This is a genomic window from Phenylobacterium sp., from assembly GCF_041919955.1.
Lineage (GTDB): Bacteria > Pseudomonadota > Alphaproteobacteria > Caulobacterales > Caulobacteraceae > Phenylobacterium.
Genome location: NZ_JAYRSU010000013.1, coordinates 100,009 through 120,390 on the forward strand (window position 1 = coordinate 100,009; position 20,382 = coordinate 120,390).

Consider the following 20,382-nt stretch of genomic DNA (forward strand, 5'->3'; position numbering starts at 1 on the left):
GTCTATCCTGGGGCGAGAGCGTTTCGAGAGGATCCGGAAATGCACCTGCGAGTGAGACAGGCCGTGGCGGGCGGGGTCGCCCTGGCGATCGGCGTTTCGGCGCTGGGCGGCGCGGCCCAAGCCCACGACTACCGTTACCGTGGCGAGTACGCGCCGCGCGCCCACGTCCCCTACGGGCCTGCAGATCCCTGCGCGCGACAAGCGGCGCAGCGCCGTCTCGGCTGGGGCATCGTTGGCCTGCTGGCCGGCGGCCTGGCCGGCGGCGCAGCGGCGGGCGCGGGCGTGGTGGCCGAAGGCGCGGGCCTTGGCGGCCTGGTCGGCGCCCTGGCGGGCGGCAAGGCAGGCTCCAGCTCGGCGGCCTGCGGTACGGCGGCCCTGGCCGCCCGCGCGGGCAACTATCCGCCCTTCGACCAGCCCTATGGCCAAGCCTACGGCTACGGCCCGGGCTACGGCGCCGATCCCTACCCTCAGGGCGGCTATCAGCAAGACGGCTATTATCAGCAGGGCGGCTACGCCCACCCGACCTACGCCTATGGCGGCCCCCAGCCGGTGACCTACTACGAGTACCGCCGGGTCTACCGCTCCTATCCCGCCCCCGGCCCCTGCTGCCAGCCGGCCCAACCGCCGGTCGCCTATTACGAGCAGGGCCCGCAACAGGGCGGCTACTACTCGCAAGGCCCGCAATACGCCCCGGCCGAACCTCATTATGGGCCGCAGCAGCCGGCCTACGGCCCCGAGGACCGCGACGGCCCGCCGCCGTCCTATGGTCCGCCGCCGGAATACCGTCCGGCGCCGCAACCACCGGTGATCTACTGATCTGAATTGAAAAGGCCGCCCCGACGGGCGGCCTTTTTGTTGGTCAGGAGGTCGAGCCGCCGTCGATGACGATGGTCTGGCCGGTCATCCAGCCTCCGGCCTTGGAGGCCAGGAACACCGCGCCCCCGGCGATATCGTCCGGCTCGCCCAAACGGCGCAGCGGCGTGCCTGAGGAGGCGCGCTTCTCGCCCTCCGGCGTGTCCCACAGCGCCTTGGCGAAGTCGGTCTTCACCAGGCCCGGCGCGATGCAGTTGACCCGGATGTTGTCGGGCGACAGCTCCTGGGCGAGGTTGCGCGCCAGCTGCATGTCAGCTGCCTTGGAGATGGCGTAGGCGCCGATCACCGAGGTGCCGCGCAGGCCGCCGATCGACGAGATGATGACGATCGAGCCGTCCTTCCGCTCGCGCATCTCCGGGGCGACCATATTGATCAGCCAGTTGTTGGCGATGACGTTGTTCTCGAGAATCTTGCGGAATTGATCGTCGGCGATGCCGCTCATCGGCCCGTAATAGGGGTTCGAGGCGGCGTTGCAGACCAGGATGTCGACCTTGCCGAACGCCTTGCGGGTCTCGTCGACCAGGTTCTGAAGGTCGTCCTTGGAGGATATATTGGCCGGCACGGCGATGGCCGCGCCCGGATGGCGGGCGTTGATCTCGGCAGCGACCTCGTCGCACGGGCCGGCCTTGCGCGACGAGATCGTCACCTTCGCGCCGTGCTCGGCCATCCGCTCGGCGATCGCCTTGCCGATGCCGCGCGAGGATCCGGTGATGATCGCGACCTTGCCCGTCAGGTCGAACAGTTCGCCCATGGCGCTTCCTTCCAAACATGTGTTTGATTTTGTCGTCGCCATTTGCCGCAGCGGCAGACGTCGGGTCAAGCGTCCGGATCGAAGACCACAGGGGCGGTCAGCACCGCACGCAGGCCTGGCGCGCCGTCCTGATAGTCGAGCACTCCATGCAGCTGGGCGACCATGGCGTTCATCATGCGGGTGCCGAAGCCCTGGCCGGGGCCGTGGCGGCCCTTGCCGCGGTCGGCGACCGCAACGCGGAGCCGCCCGTCGCCCTGCGAGAGCGAGATGTCGATCGGCCCGGGCCGTCCGCCGTAGGCGTATTTGTTCGCATTGATCACCAGCTCGGTGATGATCAGGCCCAGGGTCACCGCGCGGTCGGTCGGCGTCGCCACCGGCGCCAGGTCCAGCGCGACCTGCCCCTCCCATTCCGGCCCCATCGAGGCGGCCATGTCCTCGACCAGCTCCTCGATATAGCGCGCCAGATCGACGCTCTCGATCTGGTCGGCGCGATAGAGGCGGCGATGGACCAGGGCGACCGCCGACAGCCGCCGGCGCGCCTCCTCGAAGCTCTCCTTCAGCTCGTCGCTGTCCGAGGCGCGGGCCTGCAGGCCCAGAAAGCTGGAGACCAGCTGCAGGCTGTTCTGCACCCGGTGGTTCACCTCGCGCAGCAGCAGCTCCTTCTGCTCGATCAGGCCTTCCTTCTCGATCAGGGTCTCCGAGAGCCGGGCGTTAAGCTCGCGCATGCGCCGCCCCTGGCGCACTTCCAGGATCGCGCGGCGCAAGTGGCCCGCTCGCTCGACCTCGCCCGCGCTCCAGGGCCGCGAGCGGCCATGCACCGCCTCGCTCCAGGCCTCGAACGAAGCGCGCGGCGTCAGCACCCCGTCGGGGCCGGCGGCCAGTTTATGCGGATTGCCAGCCCAGTTGATCTCCTCGACCTGCTCGGCCCGGAACCAGATGATGATAAACGGCTCGTCGCGCGACACCACCGTCCCCAGCAGGCCGCTCGCTGCTTCCCGGAAGGCTTCGGCCGGCGGATAGGCCAGGGGTAGGCGGCTGGTTTCGAACTGATCGCCTGCAGTCTCCATCAGCCAGACGGCCAGGTCGCGGATCGCCGTTTCCGGCGGGCAGCTTCCGGCCTGCAGCATCTCGCCGCCCCGCATCACCGCCACGCCGTCGGCGTTAAGGGCCCGGACCAGATCCGGCGTGACTTCGCGCAGGCCCTCGTCCAGCGACGGCGCACGCGCCAACAGGCCGACGATCTCGTCTTCGAGGCTGCGCAGGCGCAGGCGCTCGCGCAGGGTCTCGGCTTCCTCCTTGGCCTTGATCTGGCGGGCGAGCCCTCCGGCCAAGGCCCGGCAGGCGACTCGAATGTCATAGGGCAGCAGCATCGGAATCGCGTGGTGACAGGCGACCAGCCCCCAGAGCGCCCCGTCCTTGACGATGGAGATCGATGCCGAGGCCCCTACACCCATGTTGCGCATGTACTGCATGTGCACGGGCGAGACGCTGCGCAGCGCGCAGTCGCTCATGTCCAGCGGCGCTTCGGTCCAGGCGGGGCGCAGCGGCGCCGGCGCATAGCCGATATCCGGGATCACCCGGACCAGGTTGCGCAGATAGAGCGCCCGGGCCTGGCGCGGGATGTCCGAGCCGGGGAAACGGTGGTTCAGGAACGACGGCAGATGGGGCGCGCGGTCCTCGGCCAGCACCGCCCCGGCGTCGTCGTCCAGGAAGCGGTAGATCATCACCCGGTCGAAGCCGGTGATCCGGCGGAACTCCACCGCCGCCCGCTCGCACAGGCTCTTCAGATTGGCCGCGCGCTCGAAAGCCAGGCCAGCCGCCTCCAGCGCCCCCAGAATGGCCGAGGACGAGGCCGGCGTCGGCGGGCCCGGTTCCGCCTCGACCAGGACCCGCTCGCCGTCCATCTGGACGTGGACGTCGAAGGCGCGGCCTCCCGCCTGGACCTGGCCGGCGAAGCCGCCGCTGGCCGCCGATTCGGTGATGCGCGCGATTCGCCCGGCGACCTCGTCGCCCAGCAAGCGGCCGAGCGCCGCGCCCTGCCAGTCCTGCACGCCCAGCAGGGTCTCGACCGGCCCGGCGCCATGGCTGACCGTCAGGTTGTCCCGGTCGGCCACCAGCAACATGCCGTGGGGCTGGATCGAGCCTGGAATGTGGATCGGCTCGCGATCGCAGGATGTCAGGTCGACCATCCCCTCGGCTTCGACGCTCATGACCCGCTCCCATCCAGCAGCACCTGTTCGGCGTGGGCGAAGCCCATCACCCCGCCGCGCGCCGCGGCCTGGCCCAGGGCCTCGTCCTGCGCCGGGCATTCGCGCTCGAGCACCGCCAGGAACGACCGCCAAGCCTGGCCGGTCCGCTCGCCATAGGGGTCGAGAAAGCCGAGACCGCTCATGTCCAGGCCCGCGCGCTCGGCGTGCTTGCGGATCACCTTGCCGCCCAGGCTCGAGCCTTCCAGCACGTACATCAGGCCCAGAGCCTCGGCGCGGCCCGCCGGCCGCGGCGCGGCGGTCGGCGCAGGCGCAGTCGCGCCCAGCGCCGCCAGATCGGCGTCGAGAACCAGGCTGCGCCGCCGGTCGTCGAAGTCGAGGCCGTCCAGATCGGCCAGCCAGGGCGCCAACTCGCGCTCCATGCCGGCATGCAGACGATGAAACGCGGCCGCCAGGGTCCTCCGCTGCTCGACCGACCCAAGTTTCGACAGCATGTCGAGCCGCTCTTCCAGCCGCTCATGCGCCGGCCGCGTGGCCTCGCGCAGCCTTTCCAGCACGCTCAAACTCATCGATGCTCCAATCGGCTTACCGACGGCGCATAGGCGCACATGGCTGGCCGGTCTGTCTGGAGCTCGACACTACGAGGCGATGAAACGGCTTGTCGATGCGGCTGGGACCGATAGCGTGACGTCATGCCCGAGTTTCGCGACATCGCCCTGCCCGACGCCACCCTGCGCTGCGCCTTCGAGGGCCAGGGCCCGCTGGTCGTCATGGTCCACGGTTTTCCTGAGAGCTGGTACAGCTGGCGCCACCAGATGGGGCCGGTCGCCCAGGCGGGCTTCACCGCCTGCGCCATCGACGTGCGCGGCTACGGCGGCTCGTCCAAACCGCATCCGGTCGAAGCCTACGACATGGAGCACATGACCGGCGATGTCGCCGCCCTGATCGAGGCGCTCAGTCCCGATTCGCCGGCCGTGCTGGTCGGCCACGACTGGGGCGCGCCGATCGTCTGGAACACCGCCCTGACCCGGCCCGACCGCGTGCGGGCCGTCGCCGGCCTGTCAGTCCCCTACACCGGCGTTCCCAAGCGGCCGTTCAGCGACATGATCGAGGCGGTGTTCACCAGCCGCGGCAAGTTCTTCTACCAGGCCTGGTTCCAGAACATCGGCCCGGCCGAGGCCGAGCTGGAGGCCGACGTCCGCGGCGCCCTGCGCAAGTTCTACTACGCCATCAGCGGCGACGCTCCGGACGGCGCCTGGCCCAAAGACAAGACCCACGGTCAAAGCCTGCTGGAGGGCCTCGTCGACCCTGAGCCGTTCCCCGCGTGGCTGACGGCGGCCGACCTCGACTACTACGTGGACGAGTTCGAGCGCTCGGGGTTCCGGGGCCCGCTCAACCGCTATCGCAATCACCAGCGCGACTTCGAGTTTCTGCGCGGCTTCGAGGGCCGCAGGATCGAGCAGCCCGCCCTCTTCGTCGGCGGCGAGCGCGACCTTGTGCTGTCCATGCTGGGCAAGGGCGACCTGATGGCGATCATGGGCGCCGAGATGCCGAACCTGCGGGGCGCCGACATCCTGCCGGGCTGCGGCCACTGGACCCAGCAGGAACGTCCGGCCGAGGTGAACGCCCGCCTGATCCCCTGGCTGAAATCGCTCTGACCTTCGCCGCCTGCGAAGGCTGACTGCGGGGAACACGCATTGCGCGCAGGGCTCGGCGGGGCGAGCCTTCGCCCATGTCCGAAACCGCCCTGCTGCTCGCCGGCGCCGGCCTCCTGGCCGGGACGATGAACGCCCTGGCGGGCGGCGGCTCATTCGTCACCCTGCCGGCCCTGATCGCCGCCGGAGTCCCGTCGGTGGCGGCCAACGCCACCAGCACAGTCGCCCTCTATCCCGGCGGCCTGGCCAGCGCCTGGGTCTATCGCGGAGGCCTCGGCCAGGTGGCGGGCGTTCCGGTTAGGCCGATGCTGGCCGTCACCCTGGCCGGCGGGCTGGTCGGCGCGTTGTTGCTGCTCTGGACGCCGTCCTCGGCCTTCGACGCCATCCTGCCCTGGCTGCTGCTGACCGCGACCCTGGCCCTGGCCTTCGGGCCCAGGGTCGCCCCCTGGCTCCAACGCCGCGCGCGACTGGGCGCGGGGCCGATCCTCGTCCTTCAGTTCGGCCTCGGCGTCTACGGCGGCTACTTCGGCGGCGCGGTCGGGCTGATGATGATGGCCGCCTGGAGCCTGCTGGCCGGTGCGGACCTCAAGGCGCTAAATCCGGCCCGGACGCTGATGGTCAGCGCCGCCAACACCGTCGCCGTGGTCTGCTTCGCCATCGCCGGGGCCGTGCGCTGGCGCGAGGCGCTGATCATGGGCGCGGCGGCCGTGGTCGGCGGATATCTGGGCGCGCACCTCGGCCGTCGGCTCGACCCGCGGCTGGTCCGCGCCGCCACCATCGCCCTCTCGGTCGCCATGACCGCGGTCTTCTTCGTTCGCGCCGCGCGTTGAATTTCGGAGCGGTTGCGGGCGGAAAGCCGCGTCGCGCTTTTCCTCAACCCGCCTAGTCGCAGCGACGGTAGCTCCCGGAATCCAGGTGCAGATGATCCCTGTGCGCGGCGTTGTAGTCGGGGCTCAGCACCATGTGGAACGCCTTGCAGCCGCCGTCGCGAACGCGGCGCAGGAAGACCCCACGGTCGTCCTGCCCGCCGAACTGGTTCAGCACCCGCACCCGCCGGCCGCTCGCCGTGGTGAAGCCGCCGACGTCCAGGGCGTTGGCGAAGGCGTGCTGGCTGCGCGGACCACCGGCGCGCCCGTACATGTTGCGACAGGCATAGGTCCCCATGTGATCGACCCTCGCCAGTGGTTCGCCCAGCACCTCGCGCGCCGCCGGCCGCAGCGTCTGGCGGTCCCACAGGGCGTAGGCCAGGGCCTGTCGGCAGGTCATGACCGGCCTGGCTGGCGACAGCGGCGTCGTCCCGCCGGTGAGCCGCACCGCGTCGAGCTGACTGCAGCCGCCGCCCTGTTGCGGCGGGCTCTCGACGAACCGCACCCCGGCCTCGTGCAGGGTCGCGCGGCAGAGCGCCGGATCAGAGGCGGCGCGATCGAGCTGCCAGCCGGTGGCCAGGCCCGGCGGGTCGGCCAGCCGCAGCGGCTTCCAGGGCAGGTCCTGGCGCGGCGCATGGGCGTTCGCCCACAGCACCACCGCCGCGGCCGCCAGCAGCACGTCGAGCAGCCCCGCCCAAGACGCACCCCACATCACGCGCCGTGACGGAAAGGCGATCAGGCGCACGCGCTTTCCTTCCCCAGGGGCGCCGCCCTATGGTCACGCCGTTGTCGGGAGGCGTGCATGAAACTCATTGGTCGAATCGCTCTGGGCCTGGTCGCGGTCGTTCTGCTGCTGGCGGTGATAGTCGGGGTCCGAACGGCGACCTACAAGGCGCCCGCCGGCGTGGACCTCTCGAAGGTGAAACTGGCGCCGGCGGTGGCGATCGACACCAGCCAGGCCGCCCAGCACCTGTCGCAGGCGGTCCAGTTCCAGACTGTCAGCCACCAGGACAAGGCCGAGAACCAGTACGGCGAATGGGACAAGCTGCACGCCTGGCTGCAGGCGACCTATCCCGCCGCCCACGCGGCCATGACCCGCGAGATCGTCGCCGATCACACCCTGGTCTACACCTGGAAGGGATCGGACCCGAGCCTGCCCCCGGCCGTGCTGATGGCCCACCAGGACGTGGTGCCGGTGACGCCGGGCACCGAGGGCGACTGGAAACATCCACCGTTCGGCGGCGTCATCGCCGAGGGCGCGGTCTGGGGCCGAGGCTCGATCGACGACAAGGGTTCGCTCGTCACCCTGTTCGAGGGCGCCGAGGCCCTGGCCAAGACAGGCTTCAAGCCGCGGCGCACCCTGATCATCGTCTCCGGCCATGACGAAGAAGCCGGCGGGACCGGCGCCCAGGCCGTCGCCGATCTCTTCAAGTCGCGCGGGATCAAGGCCCAGTTCGTGCTCGACGAGGGTATGGCGGTGATCACCGACAACCCGCTGACCGGCGGCCAGGTGGCGCTGATCGGCATCGCCGAGAAGGGCTATGCGACCCTCAAGGTCACGGCCGAGGCGACCGGCGGCCACTCGTCGGCCCCGCCTGCCGATTCCGGCGGGGTCGTCACCCTGGCCAAGGCCGTGACCGCCATCGCTGCGGACCAGGCCCCGCTGAAGCTGGACGGCCCGGGCGGCATGATGATGGAGACCCTGGCCCCCCAGGGCGCCTTCCCGATCCGCATGGCCATGGCCAACCGCTGGCTGTTCGAGCCGCTGATCCTCAAGCAGGCCGCCGCCACCCCCGCCGGCGCGGCCATGCTGCACACCACCATCGCCCCGACCATGCTGAAAGGCAGCCCCAAGGAGAACGTCCTGCCGCAGGACGCCACCGCCTGGATCAACTACCGCATCGCGCCGGGCGATTCGTCGGCCGCCGTATTGGCCCGCGCCAAGGCCGCGACCGCCGGCCTGCCGCTGGTCTTTTCCTGGGACCGCAAGCCGAACGAGCCTTCGCCCGTCTCCTCGACCACGTCCGAGGCCTGGAAGATGGTCGCCGCCCTGGCCGCCGACACCTCCAAGAGCCCGGTTGCGCCCAGCCTGGTCACCGCCGGCACCGACAGCCGTTACCTGACCGGCGTCGCCGACGACGTCTACCGCTTCCAGCCGATGACCTTCTCGCTGGAGACCATCAAGATGATCCACGGCACCAACGAGCATATGAGCCTGCAGAACCTGGAACGCGCCGTGCAATTCTACGCCCGGCTGATCGCCACCAGCGCTGGTTGAACCGCGCCTTCGCCGCATCGACAAGCCGCGCGGTTTGGGACACATCGGCCCATTGCTCGAACCGCGCGGACCACGACCTGAATGCTGAACTGGATCTACACGACCCTGGGCGAGGCCTGGGGTCCGCTGCGGCTCTTCAACTCGTTCTTCTTCCTCTCCGGGATGGGGTTCGCGACCTGCGCCCTGGCGACCTGGATCCTGCTGCCGCGGCTGTGGTCGATGCTGCCGACCGACCGCGGCCGCGCCTTCGCGGTCAACGCCGACCAGAGCGTCGGCAAGCCGGTCAGCGCAGGCCTGATCTTCATCAGCCTGTTCTGCGTGGCCTCGTTGATCTTCATTCCGATCACTGCGCGGCCGCTGCTGACCGTGCCCTTCATGCTGGCGGCCCTGGTCGTCGGCTATCTGGACGACCGCAGAGGCGGCTTCAGCGAGTACCAGCTGGCGGTGATGGACGCGGCCATCGCCCTGGGCGCGGCCACGGTGATATGCGGCTTCCAGCCGGTCGATATCTGGCTGCCGCTCTGGAAGGGCGGCCTGACCCTGGCGCCCTGGATCGCCATTCCCCTGGCCGCCGGGGTGATCTGGCTGTCGATCAACGCCACCAACTGCTCGGACGGGGTCGACGGCGTCTCCGGCAGTCTCAGCGGCGTGGCGATCATCATCCTGGGCGGGCTGCTCTACACGGTGATCGGCAACGAGGCGGTGGCCTCGCACCTGCGCATCCCGGTCAATCGCGACGGCGCCAACTGGGCGATCATGGCCTTCCTGATGGTCGGCTGCATCGCCGGCTACCTCTGGTACAACGCCCCGCCCAGTCAGGTGCTGATGGGCGACGCCGGCTCGCGGCCCATCGGCCTGCTGATCGGCATGCTGGTGGTCGCGACCAACAACCCGCTGTTTCTGCTGCTGATCGGCTCGGTGCTGCTGCTCAACGGCGCGACCGGGCTGGTGAAGGTGGCGCTGGCGCGCTTCTTCGGCCTGAAAGTGCTCTCGCGCGTGCGTTTCCCGCTGCACGACCACTGCCGCAAGGAGCTCGGCTGGACGAACAGCCAGGTGCTGGTGCGCTTCATGCTGCTGCAGATCGGGGTCTCGGCCCTGCTGGTCCTGCTGGCCCTGAAGCTGCGCTGAGCCCGGCCGGCGGAAACCACTTCGTCAGACAAACGCCCTAGAGATGCGGCCCTTGCGCATGAATCGCGCCCCGCAGGTCGTTCCGGCCCTTGCGAAGCGGCGCTGCGCATCGCACGTTCCGTGCAACTGAATTGGAGACCCTTGATGCGTAACTGGCGCCTGGACGAAGACGAAGACAGCGAAGACGGCGCCCGCAAGCCCGACATGCCGATGACGGCCGGGCCCGTGCAGAACGCGCTTTACAAGTCGCGCACCGTGCTGGTGTTCGGCGAGATCGACATGCGGCTGGCCGAACGCGTCACCGCCCAGCTCCTGGCCCTGTCGGCCGAGAGCGACAAGCCGATCAAGGTGGTGATCAACTCCCCCGGCGGACACGTCGAGAGCGGCGACACCATCCACGACATGATCCGCTACTGCGGTCCGCAGGTGAAGGTGATCGGCACCGGCTGGGTGGCGTCCTCGGGCGCCCACATCTTCCTTGGCGCGGCCAAGGAAAACCGCTTCTGCCTGCCCAACACCCGGTTCCTGCTGCACCAGCCCACCGGCGGCGTGCGCGGCCAGGCCAGCGACATCGAGATCGAGGCGGAAGAGATCGTGAAGATGCGCGAGCGCGTGAACCGCGTGATCGCTCGCGAGACCGGCCAGCCCTATGAGAAGATCGTCAAGGACACCCAGCGGAACTTCTGGATGAGCGCCGAGGCGGCCGTCGAGTACGGCGTGGTCTCGAAGATCATCACCAACGCGACCGAGGCCTGACGCCGTGACCGCGCCCTGGTGGAAGGGCGCGGTCGTCTACCATGTCTATGTGCGCAGCTTCTGCGACTCCAGCGGCGACGGCCACGGGGACCTGCGGGGGCTGCTGTCGCGGCTGGACTACATCGAGAGCCTGGGCGTCGACGCCATCTGGCTCTCGCCTGTCCACCCCTCGCCAAACCGCGACTGGGGCTATGACGTCTCCGACTACGAAGGCGTCCATCCCGATTACGGAACCCTGGCCGACCTGGAGGCTCTGATCGCCGCCGCCCACGCGCGGGGCCTGAAGGTCCTGCTGGACGAGGTCCTGTCCCACACTAGCGACGAACATCCCTGGTTCGCCGCCAGCCGCGACGGCGGCGAGGACGGCGAGAAGGCCGGCTGGTACGTCTGGGCCGAACCCGGCCGCGACGGGACCGCCCCCAACAACTGGCTTTCGGTGTTCGGCGGCCCGGCCTGGGCCTACCAGCCCGCCAGGCGCCAGCACTACCACCACAAGTTCCTGCGCCAGCAGCCCAAGCTGAACTGGCGCCACCCGCAGGCCAAGGCCGCGGCGCTCGACGTGCTCGACGTCTGGCTGGCGCGGGGCGTCGACGGGTTCCGCCTCGACGTGGCCGGCACCTTCCTCCACGACGACACCCTGACCGACAATCCGCCGGTGCCGCCGCAGGATCGCCGCCGCCGTCACTGGGCGCACGCCAGCGAGATGCAGCGCCACCTGCACGACTCCAACCTGCCCGAGAACATCCCCCTGCTCGACGAGATCCGCCGCCGCGTGGACGCCTTCGGCGACCGCTTCGTGTTCGGCGAATTCTCCGAGGAGGAGGAACGCTGCGGCGCCTACTGCACGCCGGACGAGGGGCTGCATTCGGCCTACACCTTCGTCCTGCTGCACGCCCATCGCCTGTCGCCGGATCTGTTTCGCGACCACTACGCGACCCTCGACCGCTTCCCCGGCCACTGGCCCTGCATCTCGTTCTGCAACCACGACATTCCCCGCACCGCCACGCGGTTCGGCGGCGGCCAGGAGGTCGCGCGCCTGATGCTGGCCCTGCTGCTGAGCCTCAAGGGCACCGTCCTGCTCTACCAGGGCGAGGAACTCGGCCTGCCCGAAGCCCAGAGCCTGACCCGCGATCAGCTGCGCGACCCGGTCGGCGACCTCTACTGGCCGATCGCCAAGGGCCGCGACGGCTCGCGCACGCCGATGCCCTGGACCGAGGGGCCCAACATGGGCTTCACCACCGGCCGGCCCTGGCTGCCGCTGGCGGTCGAGCACGCGGGCCTTTCGGTCGCGTCCCAGGAGGCGGACGAAGGCTCCACCCTGGCCTTCTCGCGCGCCCTGCTGGCCTTGCGCCGCGCCAGCCCCGCCCTGGCCCGCGGCGATCTGGAGATGATCGCCGCGCCCGAGCCCATCCTCGCCTTCGTCCGCCGCGAGGCGGCCGAGCAGGTCGTCTGCGTCTTCAACATGGGCGCGGTTCCGGCCGTGTTCGGCGACGAGCGGCTGGGCGGCGCTGAACTCCTCGCCCCTGGAACCGGCGAAGCGACCCTCGACGGCGCGGCCCTGCATCTTGGTCCGCACGCCGCCCGGTTCCTCCGGCTCGCGTGACGCGCTAGAAGACGCCATGCCCGACGGCGAGACCAAGACCCAATCCACCGCCGACGCCAGGTTCGGCCGCGGCTTCCTGCACGACATCTGGTACTTCGCCGCCCTCGGCTCGGACCTGAAGCCCGGCAAGCTCCAGCGCTACGAACTGCTGGGCGAGCCGATCCTGCTGGGCCGCGACCGGGCGGGGAAGGTCTATGCGATCAAGGACATCTGCCCGCACCGCGCCGCACCGCTGTCGGCCGGCAAGCTGACCGCCGAAGCCGACGGCGCGCCCAGCGTCGAGTGCCCCTATCACGGCTGGCGCTTCCGCACCGACGGCGCCTGCGCGGCCATTCCATCGCTGGTCGAGGACCAGGCGATGGACGTCAGCCGCATCCGCGTGCGCCGCTATCCCGCCGCCGAGAGCCAGGGCCTGGTCTTCGTCTGGATCTCGTCGGACCCGCGCTTCGACGGCGAACCCGACATCGCCCCGCCCGTCTTCCCCGGGGTAGTCGGCGGCGGGCCGAAGCTGGTCGACCGCATGGACTTCGACTCGCACATCGACCACGCCGTCGTCGGCCTGATGGACCCGGCCCATGGCCCGTATGTGCACCAGCAGTGGTGGTGGCGCTCGGCCAAGAGCCAGCACGAGAAGGCCAAGAAGTTCGAACCGCGCGACATGGGCTTCTCCATGGTCCGCCACGAGCCCAGCAAGAACAGCCGCGCCTACGCCATCCTGGGCGGCGAGCCGCTGACCGAGATCACCTTCCGCATCCCCGGCCTGCGCTGGGAGCACGTGACCGTCGGCCAGCGCCAGGTGCTGTCGCTGACCTGCCTCACGCCCATCCACGAGACCAGGACCCGGATCACCCAGATCGTCTGGTCCGACCACCCGGCCTTCCTGCTGCTCAAGCCGTTCATCGCCGCCGGCGCGCGCGCCTTCCTGCGCCAGGACGGCGACATGGTGAACCTGCAGAACGAGGGGCTGCGCTACGATCCGGCCCTGCTCTGGATCGACGACGCCGATCGCCAGGCCAAATGGTATCAGCAGCTGAAGCGTGAACGGGCCGCCAGCCGCAAGGCCGGCCGGCCGTTCCAGAATCCGGTCGAGGCGGCCACCCTGCGCTGGCGCAGCTGACCAAGCCCAGGCGGGGCTTGCCATAGCGCCCGCCGGAGGGTCTGCTGGCCGCTCATTTCGACGCGCCATTCAGACCAAAGCCATTTGCATCATGGAATTCACCACCAGCGACGGCCTGACCCTCGCCTATGACGACATCGCCCCGCCCGACTACGAGCGGGCCATCCTGCTCGTCCACGGTTTCGTCTCGAACCGCGACGAGGGCTGGAAGCGCACCGGCTGGTACACGGCCCTCGAGCGCCGCCGCTTCCGGGTGATCGCGCTCGACCAGCGCGGCCATGGCAAGAGCGCCACGCCGCACGATCCGGCCGCCTACGGCCGCGACAAGCAGGCCCGCGACGTGGTCGAGCTGATGGACCATCTGGGCGTCAACCGCGTCGACCTGTTCGGCTATTCCATGGGCGCGCGGGTCGCGGCCCAGGCGGCGGTGACCTATCCGGAGCGGTTCTCCAACCTCATCCTGGGCGGGGTCGGCGACAAGATGCTGGAGGAATCCAGCCGCCCGCGCACCGACGTCGTGGCCGAGGCGATGCTGGCCGAGGATCCGGCGAGCATTTCCGACGACTTCATGCGCAGCTTCCGCCACTTCGCCGACGAGCAGGGCGAGGATCGCATGGCCCTGGCCGCCTTCAGCCGCGCCGCGAGCCCGCCGCTGGACGTCGCCGCCTTCGCAACCCTGCCGATGCCGGTGCTGGTGGTGGCCGGCTCGCGCGAGAGCAACGGCGACCCCGAGACGCTGGCCCAGGCCTTTCCGCTGGGCAAGGGCGTGGTCGTTCCCGGCTGCGACCACTTCTCCGCCATCCCGCACGCCCTGACCAAGGCCGCCGTCTTCGACTTCATCGACGGCGTCCTCGACGATCCCTGGGCGCGGTGAGCGCGGCGCCGCCGGAGCGGATCGCCTGGGCCGTCCGGCTGCTCGCTCCGGCGGCGGGCGAACAAGTGCTGGAAATCGGCTGCGGCCGCGGCGTCGCCGTCGGACTGCTGGCCGGCGCCGGCGCGCGCGTCACGGCGCTGGATCGGTCGGCGACCGCGATCGCCGCATCCCGCGCCCGCAACGCAGCGCTGGAAAAGGCGGGCGAGGCTTCGTTCCTCTGCGCTGACCTCTCGTCGGCAGATCTGCCAGCGCACGCGTTCGACGCGATCCTGGCGATCAACGTGAACCTGTTCTGGCTGCAGCCTGCCGCGCTCATGGGACTGACCCCGCGCCTCGCGACGGGGGGCCGTATCGTCCTTGCCTACGATCCGCCCGGCGAGGCGCAAATTTCCCGCATAGCCGAAAGCTTGGCGGGCGGCATAGCCGCCGCCGGCCTCGCCTGCGAGATCATCCGAAACGGAGGCCTGCTGGGCGCGGCGGCCCGCGCCGCCTAGCGCCGGGGTCCCAGGTTGTACGGCCCGCCCTTGTCCAGCGCCCGCTGATAGGCCGGGCGGGCCTGGAAGCGTTTCACCCAGGCGGCGATGTTCGGATAGGTCTCGAACCGGCCGAAGGCGCCGGCCACCTCGCCGACGAAGCTCATCTGGATGTCGGCGCCCGTCAGATCCGACCCCATCAGGTAGTCGCGCCCGGCCAGCGCGCGGTCGACATAGCCCAGGTGGTTGGCCATCTCGCTCTCGATGCGCGGATGCAGCGGCGCGCCCGCCTCGCCCAGCCGGCCGACATACATGTTCAGCATCAGCGGCAGCATGGCCGAGCCCTCGGCGTAGTGCATCCACTGCTGGTGCTGTTCGTAGTCCGGCGTGCCGACCGGCGGCGCCAGGCGTCCGGCGCCGTGATGGCGCAGGATGTAGTCGATGATGGCGCCGGACTCGATGATCGTCGCGCCGTCCTCGGTCACTACCGGAGACTTGCCCAGCGGATGCACCGCTGTCAGCTCGGGCGGCGCCAGCCGCGTCACCGCATCGCGCTGGTAGGTTTTGATCTCGTAGGGAAGCTCCAGCTCCTCCAGCAGCCACAGGATGCGCTGCGAGCGCGAGTCGTTGAGGTGATGGACGACGATCATTGTGCGCTTCCTCCGCTTTTCAGTTGGCGTAGCGTCAGCGGTGACGGGCGGCAAGCTTGCCCTATAGTCGCGCCGTCATGATGCTTGCGAACCTTCCCGGCCTGCTGGCCGACGCCGCCCGCTGCGCCGAAGACTATGTCGCCCGGGCCAGGCCCGTCGTCGCCGCGCGCATCGCCCCCGGCGGCAAGCTCGATCGCCGCGCCCTGGACGCCGAGCAGCATGTCGCCCACGGCTTGGCCTGGGCCGCGGCCTACGCCGAAACCCTACGCCAGACCGCCGATTGGGCTCGCGCCCTGGAGGCCGAAGGCCGGCTCGGTGAGGCCGAGGCCCTGCCCGCCCAACTCCTGGCCCACGAATATCTTTCGCAGCTCGCCGGTGGCCTCCCGATGAACCAGGGCGAGGTGTTTCGTCCTGCCGATCTCGACCTCGACGCTGCGGACCTGCGGCCGGCGATCGCCCGCCTGGCGCCGGGCGCGAGCCAGGGCGTTCGCCTGCGGATCGTCGAGCTGCTGGAGGCCGCTCAAGGGTCGCCCTCGCTGGAAGCCAGCGGCCTGGACGAGACCCTGGAGCACATCCGCGGCCAGTTCGACGCCTTCGCGCGCGAGAAGATCGCGCCCTTCGCCCAGGGCTGGCACCTGCGCAACGAGCTCATCCCCCTGCCGCTGATCGAAGAACTGGCCGACCTCGGCGTCTTCGGCCTGACCGCGCCCGAGGACTATGGCGGCTCCGGCCTGGGCAAGGTCGCCATGTGCGTGGTCTCCGAGGCCCTGTCGCGCGGCTGGATCGGGACCGGCTCGCTGGGCACCCGCTCCGAGATCGCCGCCGAGCTGATCCTCGCCCACGGGACCGACGATCAGAAGCAGCGCTTCCTGCCCGCCATCGCCGGCGGCCAGATCATTCCGACCGCGGTCTTCACCGAGCCGGACTCCGGCTCGGATCTCGGCTCGCTGCGCACTCGCGCCCAGCGCGACGGCGACACCTGGAAGGTCACGGGCGCGAAGACCTGGATCACCCATGCCGCTCGCGCCGACCTGATGACCCTGCTGGTCCGCACCGACCCGACCTCGAAGGATCATCGCGGCCTGTCGATGTTCCTGGCGGAAAAGCCACGCGGGACCGACGCCGATCCCTTTCCCGCCCCTGGCATGAGCGGGGGGGAAATCGAGGTCATCGGCTATCGCGGCATGAAGGAGTTCGAGATCGGCTTCGACGGCTTTTCCGTCCCGCACGCCAACCTGCTGGGCGGCCAGGAGGGACAGGGCTTCGTCCAACTGATGGTCACCTTCGAGAGCGCCCGCATCCAGACCGCCGCCCGGGCGATCGGCGTCGGCCAGAACGCCCTGGACCTGGCCGTCGACTACGCCCTGACCCGCAAGCAGTTCGGCCAGCCGATCGCCCGCTTCCCGCGGGTGGCGAACAAGCTCGCCATGATGGCCGCGGAGCTTCTGGGCGCGCGCCGCCTGACCTGGTTCGCCGCCCGCGCCAAGGACGAAGGCCGCCGCTGCGACCTGGAGGCCGGCATGGCCAAGCTGGTGGCCGCCCGCATCGCCTGGGCCGCCGCCGACAACGCCGTGCAGATCCACGGCGGCGCCGGCTTCGCCAGCGAGCAGGCGGTCAGCCGCGTGCTGGCCGATGCGCGCATCCTCAACATCTTCGAGGGGGCCGGCGAGATTCAGGCCCAGGTCATCGCGCGCCGCCTGCTCGATGGCGGCAACTGACGACCCGGTCCATCCTCGGCTCGCTGAGGAAGTCCTGCCCGCCCGCGTCTTATGCATGAGCGCCGCAGCTTGCGGCGCGCCGCCCGCCCTGCGCTGAGCGCACGGCGTTACTCGATCATGCTCAACGAGTCTCGATTTCACGAGGAGTCGGGAAAACGACAGTTCACGCGCCAATTTCATGGAAAACGCCGGTCTGCGACGCTGCGCCACACGGCAAAGCCGCCATTTCCACGCTAAATCCACACCACACTCGCATCGCGGAACGAGTTCGTTGAACACGCTCAACCAAACCCTTCGCTTGGACGCGCCGGTTCGAGGGGTTAAGAGGAATTCTGTGGTCATGACGACCTGCGACACCGCCGTCCGTCTCCCCCCGGGCGGCAGCCTAGCTGTAACAAACCTGAGCCGGTTCACGGCCGAACTGCGCGCCGCCGCCCTTGCCGGGCTGCGCCTTGCGCAGCAAGGCCTCGAGCAGCTCGAGAAGGTAGTGGAAGAGTATTGCGTAGAGTTCGAACCGCGGGTGGCGATGGCTACGGTGAGGATCGCCCGATGAAACACGTTTCCAGCAACATCGAAGTCGCTGGCGAAGCCGAGGTTCGCGTTCCGACTCGTCGGGCCCTCGCCAAGCAGCAGACCCGCGCCAAGGTCCTGGCCGCCGCCCGTCGCCTGTTCTCCGAGGCAGGCTACGAAGGCGCCACCATCCGCGACATCGCCGCCGAAGCCGGCATGTCGACGGGCGCGGTGTTCGCCAACTTCACCGACAAGTCGGACCTGTTCCGCGAGATCATGGCGGCCGACATGGACGCCCTGGTCGAGGCCATGCGCGACGGCGCCGGCCGCGGCCGCGGCGTCGATGACGTGATCTTGAAGATCTTCGGCGCCGGCTACGCCTTCTACAAGAGCCGCCTGCCGCTGGCGCGCGCGGCGTTCGGCGTCTCCTGGCTGCCCGAGCAAGGCCTGGAACTGCGCAACCTGCCCCCGGTCCAGCTGATCCAGGAGCTGTTCACCGAGGCCCTGACCCAGGGCGTCGAGCGCGGCGAGCTGTCCCAGGAAGCCGAGGTGAAGCTGCGCAGCCAGATGCTGTTCGACTGCTACCTGGCCAACTTCCAGGAAGCGATCTTCGGCGGCTGGAGCCTCGAGGCCCTGCAGGCCAAGTCCAAGGACCAGATCCGCGTGATCCTGGCCGGCGCCCGCCGCGGCTGATCCGCCGACGGACTTTTAGCAACGGGACCTGCGCCTCGCGGCCGGGTCCCGTTTTGCGTTCGGGCGGCCGTGACGCGCCGCGGCGAACTGTCGCAGCGCCCGTGCGTTCGCATCCGCAAGCGACGGATTCAACGTAGTCATTGCGTGGGAACCGCACGGCGACGATGCGGACTGGGGGAAAAATTTGAGCCTGAGAAAGTCCCAGAAGGAGGCGACCCGCCAGCGCGTGCTCGACGCCGCCCGCGAACTCTTCGAGGCAAAGGGTTTCGAGGCGGCCACGGTGCGCGAAATCGCCAAGCTGGCCGACGTCTCGGTCGGCAGCGTCTTCACCACCTTCGCCTCCAAGGGCGACATCCTCAGCCAGGTCATGGCCGACCGGCTGGACGCGCTCTACGCTGAACTCGACCGCCTGGCGCCGCACCTGCGCGGCTCGACCCCCGATCGCCTGCGATCGATCTTTGCAATCCACTACGCCTTCGAGACCCGCCGCACCCGGCTGTTCCTGGCCCACATAGCGGCGGCCTACAATTGGACCCTCAGCCCGACCAGCCGCCCCTACGGCCGCAACCCGCGCCTGCGCGCCGTGGTGCGCGAGTGCCTCAGCGACGGCATCGTCCGCGGCGACGTCGATCCGGCCGCCGACCTCGACCTGGTCGTCGACACCCTCATGGCCTCCTATGCCTGGACCTATCGGCTGGCGGCCTGGGAGAACGCCGACGCCGAGGCCATGAGCGCGGTGATGGACCGCCACATCGGCCTGATCGCCGGCGGCTTTCGCCCGCCGACGCCCGCGAACCAATAGGCCGCGCCCGCCGATACCGCTAAGATCGGCGCCATGAACATCTTCACGTACCTGATCCCGATCAGCCTCGCGGCGGTGACGATCACGCTCTTCATCGGCCTCTACGCCCTGTTCCGCGGCGGCGACTTCGGCCGGTCCTATTCCAACAAGCTGATGCGGCTGCGCGTGGTGCTGCAGGCGATCGCCGTCGCCATCCTGGTGCTGGCCGTCTGGTGGCGCAGCAAGTTCGGCGGCTGACTTGGTCACCCTGAACAAGATCTACACCCGCACCGGCGACGGCGGCGCGACCCGGCTGGCGACCGGCGAGCAGGTGTCCAAAGCCGCCCTGCGGGTCGAGGCCTACGGCGCGGTGGACGAGGCGAACGCCTGCCTCGGCCTGGCGCGGCTGCATACGTCCGAAGACGCCGAGCTCGACGCCGCCCTGGCCCGCATCCAGAACGAGCTCTTCGACCTGGGCGCGGACCTCTCCACGCCGCCGCGTCCCGACGAGACGAACATTCTGCGCATGGTCGACAGCCAGGTCGAGCGGCTGGAGCGCGAACTGGACGCCATGAACGAAGCCCTGCCGCCGCTCGCCTCGTTCATCCTGCCGGCCGGAACGCCGGCTGCGGCGCACCTGCACCTGGCCCGCACCGTGACTCGCCGGGCCGAGCGCGCGGCCGTGCGGCTGATCGAGGCCGGCGAGCCCCTCGGCCCCGCGGCGCTGCGCTACCTGAACCGGCTGTCGGACTATCTGTTCGTCGCCGCGCGCCACGCGAACGACCGCGGCGCCAGCGAGGTGTTCTGGACGTCGGGCGCGACCCGCTAGTTCTTCGCGGCGGGGACGGGCTTGGGCGCGGGCGCGGTCTCGCGCTTGGCCGCATCGGCCTTGGCCGCCTCGCGGCTGGCCTTGTCGACGATCGGGCGGCCGGTGATGTCCGAGATCAGCACCGGGCGCGCGCAGGTGCGGCTGCGCCAGTCCCACCAGTCGCCGGCGGCCTCGCACTTCTGCCCCGGCCACACCCAGAAGACGTGATAGACGAGTGCGCCTGCGCTCAGGATGGCGAACAGGCCCAGGAAGATCAGTTTCAGCCGGTCGATCGTGCGGTTCATGGGGTGCTTCTAATCGGCGCTCGGCGAGGCTGCTAGCGGCTTGCGGAGCCAAAAATGCGGCGAACTGTGATCCTGCCCCGACTTGCAAAGCGCTGTGGAAGCGTTATGCCGCATCCGACCGAATTTATCGCAATGCAAATTTGAGGCGCTAGCAACCCATGAAGGTGTTGGTCCCGGTCAAACGGGTGATCGATTCAAACGTCAAGGCCAGGGTGAAGTCCGACCAGTCGGGCGTCGACCTCGCCAATGTGAAGATGTCCATCAATCCCTTCTGCGAGATCGCGGTCGAAGAGGCCGTCCGCCTGAAGGAAAAGGGTGTCGCCAGCGAGGTCGTCG

General features: G+C 69.7%; 22 protein-coding genes and 1 pseudogene. 17 read left to right on the forward strand and 6 right to left on the reverse strand.

Annotated elements, in window-relative coordinates; translation table 11 throughout:
* Positions 1-39 precede the first annotated feature (39 nt).
* Positions 40-816 carry a hypothetical protein gene (locus tag ACE3T2_RS12660; RefSeq protein WP_374657847.1) on the forward strand — a complete coding sequence of 259 codons (777 nt, stop codon included), beginning with the start codon at positions 40-42 and terminating at the stop codon, positions 814-816.
* Positions 817-859: 43 nt separating this feature from the next.
* Here the strand turns inward: ACE3T2_RS12660 and ACE3T2_RS12665 are convergent, their stop codons facing one another.
* From ACE3T2_RS12665 to ACE3T2_RS12675, 3 genes are all read right to left on the reverse strand, one after another.
* The gene (locus ACE3T2_RS12665; protein ID WP_374657849.1) at positions 860-1,624 is read right to left on the reverse strand and encodes an SDR family oxidoreductase; all 765 of its coding nucleotides are present in this window, start codon (positions 1,622-1,624) and stop codon (positions 860-862) included.
* A 65-nt stretch (positions 1,625-1,689) separates the two neighbouring features.
* Positions 1,690-3,834: a histidine kinase dimerization/phosphoacceptor domain -containing protein gene (locus ACE3T2_RS12670; protein ID WP_374657851.1), complete on the reverse strand. Its 2,145-nt coding sequence runs from the start codon at positions 3,832-3,834 to the stop codon at positions 1,690-1,692.
* Entirely contained in the window at positions 3,831-4,400 is a 570-nt protein-coding gene (locus ACE3T2_RS12675) for a biliverdin-producing heme oxygenase (RefSeq protein ID WP_374657853.1), read from the reverse strand. Before ACE3T2_RS12675 ends, ACE3T2_RS12670 begins: the two co-directional genes overlap by 4 nt.
* Before the next feature lie 123 nt (positions 4,401-4,523).
* On the opposite strand from ACE3T2_RS12675, the gene ACE3T2_RS12680 reads away from it, so the two are divergent.
* A complete protein-coding gene (locus tag ACE3T2_RS12680) occupies positions 4,524-5,489 on the forward strand; it encodes an alpha/beta fold hydrolase (RefSeq protein WP_374657855.1) in 966 nt (321 codons plus the stop codon).
* A gap of 74 nt (positions 5,490-5,563) precedes the next feature.
* A complete protein-coding gene (locus tag ACE3T2_RS12685) occupies positions 5,564-6,316 on the forward strand; it encodes a sulfite exporter TauE/SafE family protein (RefSeq protein WP_374657857.1) in 753 nt (250 codons plus the stop codon).
* Between the two features lie 52 nt (positions 6,317-6,368).
* On the opposite strand, the gene ACE3T2_RS12690 is transcribed toward ACE3T2_RS12685, so the two are convergent.
* Positions 6,369-7,097 carry an extensin family protein gene (locus tag ACE3T2_RS12690; RefSeq protein WP_374657859.1) on the reverse strand — a complete coding sequence of 243 codons (729 nt, stop codon included), beginning with the start codon at positions 7,095-7,097 and terminating at the stop codon, positions 6,369-6,371.
* 57 nt (positions 7,098-7,154) lie between these two features.
* Here ACE3T2_RS12690 and ACE3T2_RS12695 point away from each other — a divergent pair, with 57 nt between their 5' ends.
* From ACE3T2_RS12695 to ACE3T2_RS12725, 7 genes are all read left to right on the forward strand, one after another.
* Positions 7,155-8,630 (forward strand): M20 family peptidase, encoded by a 1,476-nt coding sequence (locus ACE3T2_RS12695; RefSeq protein ID WP_374657861.1) that lies wholly within the window; start codon positions 7,155-7,157, stop codon positions 8,628-8,630.
* 81 nt (positions 8,631-8,711) lie between these two features.
* Positions 8,712-9,758, forward strand: coding sequence for a hypothetical protein (locus tag ACE3T2_RS12700; RefSeq protein ID WP_374657863.1), 1,047 nt, complete (start codon positions 8,712-8,714; stop codon positions 9,756-9,758).
* Positions 9,759-9,902: 144 nt separating this feature from the next.
* Positions 9,903-10,514, forward strand: a complete 612-nt coding sequence (locus ACE3T2_RS12705) for an ATP-dependent Clp protease proteolytic subunit (protein ID WP_374657865.1) — start codon at positions 9,903-9,905, stop codon at positions 10,512-10,514.
* Between the two features lie 4 nt (positions 10,515-10,518).
* Positions 10,519-12,117 carry an alpha-amylase family glycosyl hydrolase gene (locus ACE3T2_RS12710; protein ID WP_374657867.1) on the forward strand — a complete coding sequence of 533 codons (1,599 nt, stop codon included), beginning with the start codon at positions 10,519-10,521 and terminating at the stop codon, positions 12,115-12,117.
* A 16-nt stretch (positions 12,118-12,133) separates the two neighbouring features.
* Positions 12,134-13,234 carry a Rieske 2Fe-2S domain-containing protein gene (locus ACE3T2_RS12715; protein ID WP_374657870.1) on the forward strand — a complete coding sequence of 367 codons (1,101 nt, stop codon included), beginning with the start codon at positions 12,134-12,136 and terminating at the stop codon, positions 13,232-13,234.
* A gap of 91 nt (positions 13,235-13,325) precedes the next feature.
* The gene (locus tag ACE3T2_RS12720) at positions 13,326-14,108 is read left to right on the forward strand and encodes an alpha/beta fold hydrolase (RefSeq protein ID WP_374657872.1); all 783 of its coding nucleotides are present in this window, start codon (positions 13,326-13,328) and stop codon (positions 14,106-14,108) included.
* On the forward strand, positions 14,105-14,602 hold the full coding sequence (locus tag ACE3T2_RS12725) for a class I SAM-dependent methyltransferase (protein ID WP_374657874.1): 498 nt from the start codon (positions 14,105-14,107) through the stop codon (positions 14,600-14,602). Before ACE3T2_RS12720 ends, ACE3T2_RS12725 begins: the two co-directional genes overlap by 4 nt.
* On the opposite strand, the gene ACE3T2_RS12730 is transcribed toward ACE3T2_RS12725, so the two are convergent.
* A complete protein-coding gene (locus tag ACE3T2_RS12730) occupies positions 14,599-15,231 on the reverse strand; it encodes a glutathione S-transferase family protein (protein ID WP_374657876.1) in 633 nt (210 codons plus the stop codon). The two genes, ACE3T2_RS12725 and ACE3T2_RS12730, sit on opposite strands and share 4 nt — an antisense overlap.
* 77 nt (positions 15,232-15,308) lie before the next feature.
* Between ACE3T2_RS12730 and ACE3T2_RS12735 the strand changes: the two genes are divergently transcribed.
* The 6 genes from ACE3T2_RS12735 (at position 15,309) to ACE3T2_RS12760 (ending at position 19,762) form a co-directional block, all read left to right on the forward strand.
* Positions 15,309-16,949, forward strand: a complete 1,641-nt coding sequence (locus ACE3T2_RS12735) for an acyl-CoA dehydrogenase family protein (protein ID WP_374657878.1) — start codon at positions 15,309-15,311, stop codon at positions 16,947-16,949.
* A gap of 340 nt (positions 16,950-17,289) precedes the next feature.
* Entirely contained in the window at positions 17,290-17,502 is a 213-nt protein-coding gene (locus ACE3T2_RS12740) for a hypothetical protein (protein WP_374657880.1), read from the forward strand.
* Positions 17,499-18,152: a TetR family transcriptional regulator gene (locus ACE3T2_RS12745; protein WP_374657882.1), complete on the forward strand. Its 654-nt coding sequence runs from the start codon at positions 17,499-17,501 to the stop codon at positions 18,150-18,152. The genes ACE3T2_RS12740 and ACE3T2_RS12745 overlap by 4 nt, the downstream gene beginning before the upstream one ends.
* Before the next feature lie 184 nt (positions 18,153-18,336).
* A complete protein-coding gene (locus ACE3T2_RS12750; protein ID WP_374657884.1) occupies positions 18,337-18,954 on the forward strand; it encodes a TetR/AcrR family transcriptional regulator in 618 nt (205 codons plus the stop codon).
* A gap of 33 nt (positions 18,955-18,987) precedes the next feature.
* Entirely contained in the window at positions 18,988-19,191 is a 204-nt protein-coding gene (locus tag ACE3T2_RS12755; protein WP_374657886.1) for a twin transmembrane helix small protein, read from the forward strand.
* A gap of 1 nt (position 19,192) precedes the next feature.
* On the forward strand, positions 19,193-19,762 hold the full coding sequence (locus ACE3T2_RS12760) for a cob(I)yrinic acid a,c-diamide adenosyltransferase (RefSeq protein WP_374657888.1): 570 nt from the start codon (positions 19,193-19,195) through the stop codon (positions 19,760-19,762).
* Here the strand turns inward: ACE3T2_RS12760 and ACE3T2_RS12765 are convergent.
* Complete coding sequence (locus ACE3T2_RS12765) at positions 19,759-20,046, reverse strand: hypothetical protein (RefSeq protein WP_374657890.1); 288 nt, start codon at positions 20,044-20,046, stop codon at positions 19,759-19,761. The genes ACE3T2_RS12760 and ACE3T2_RS12765 overlap by 4 nt on opposite strands.
* Before the next feature lie 158 nt (positions 20,047-20,204).
* Between ACE3T2_RS12765 and ACE3T2_RS12770 the strand changes: the two are divergent.
* Positions 20,205-20,382, forward strand: a pseudogene (locus tag ACE3T2_RS12770) (electron transfer flavoprotein subunit beta/FixA family protein); the annotation flags it as partial.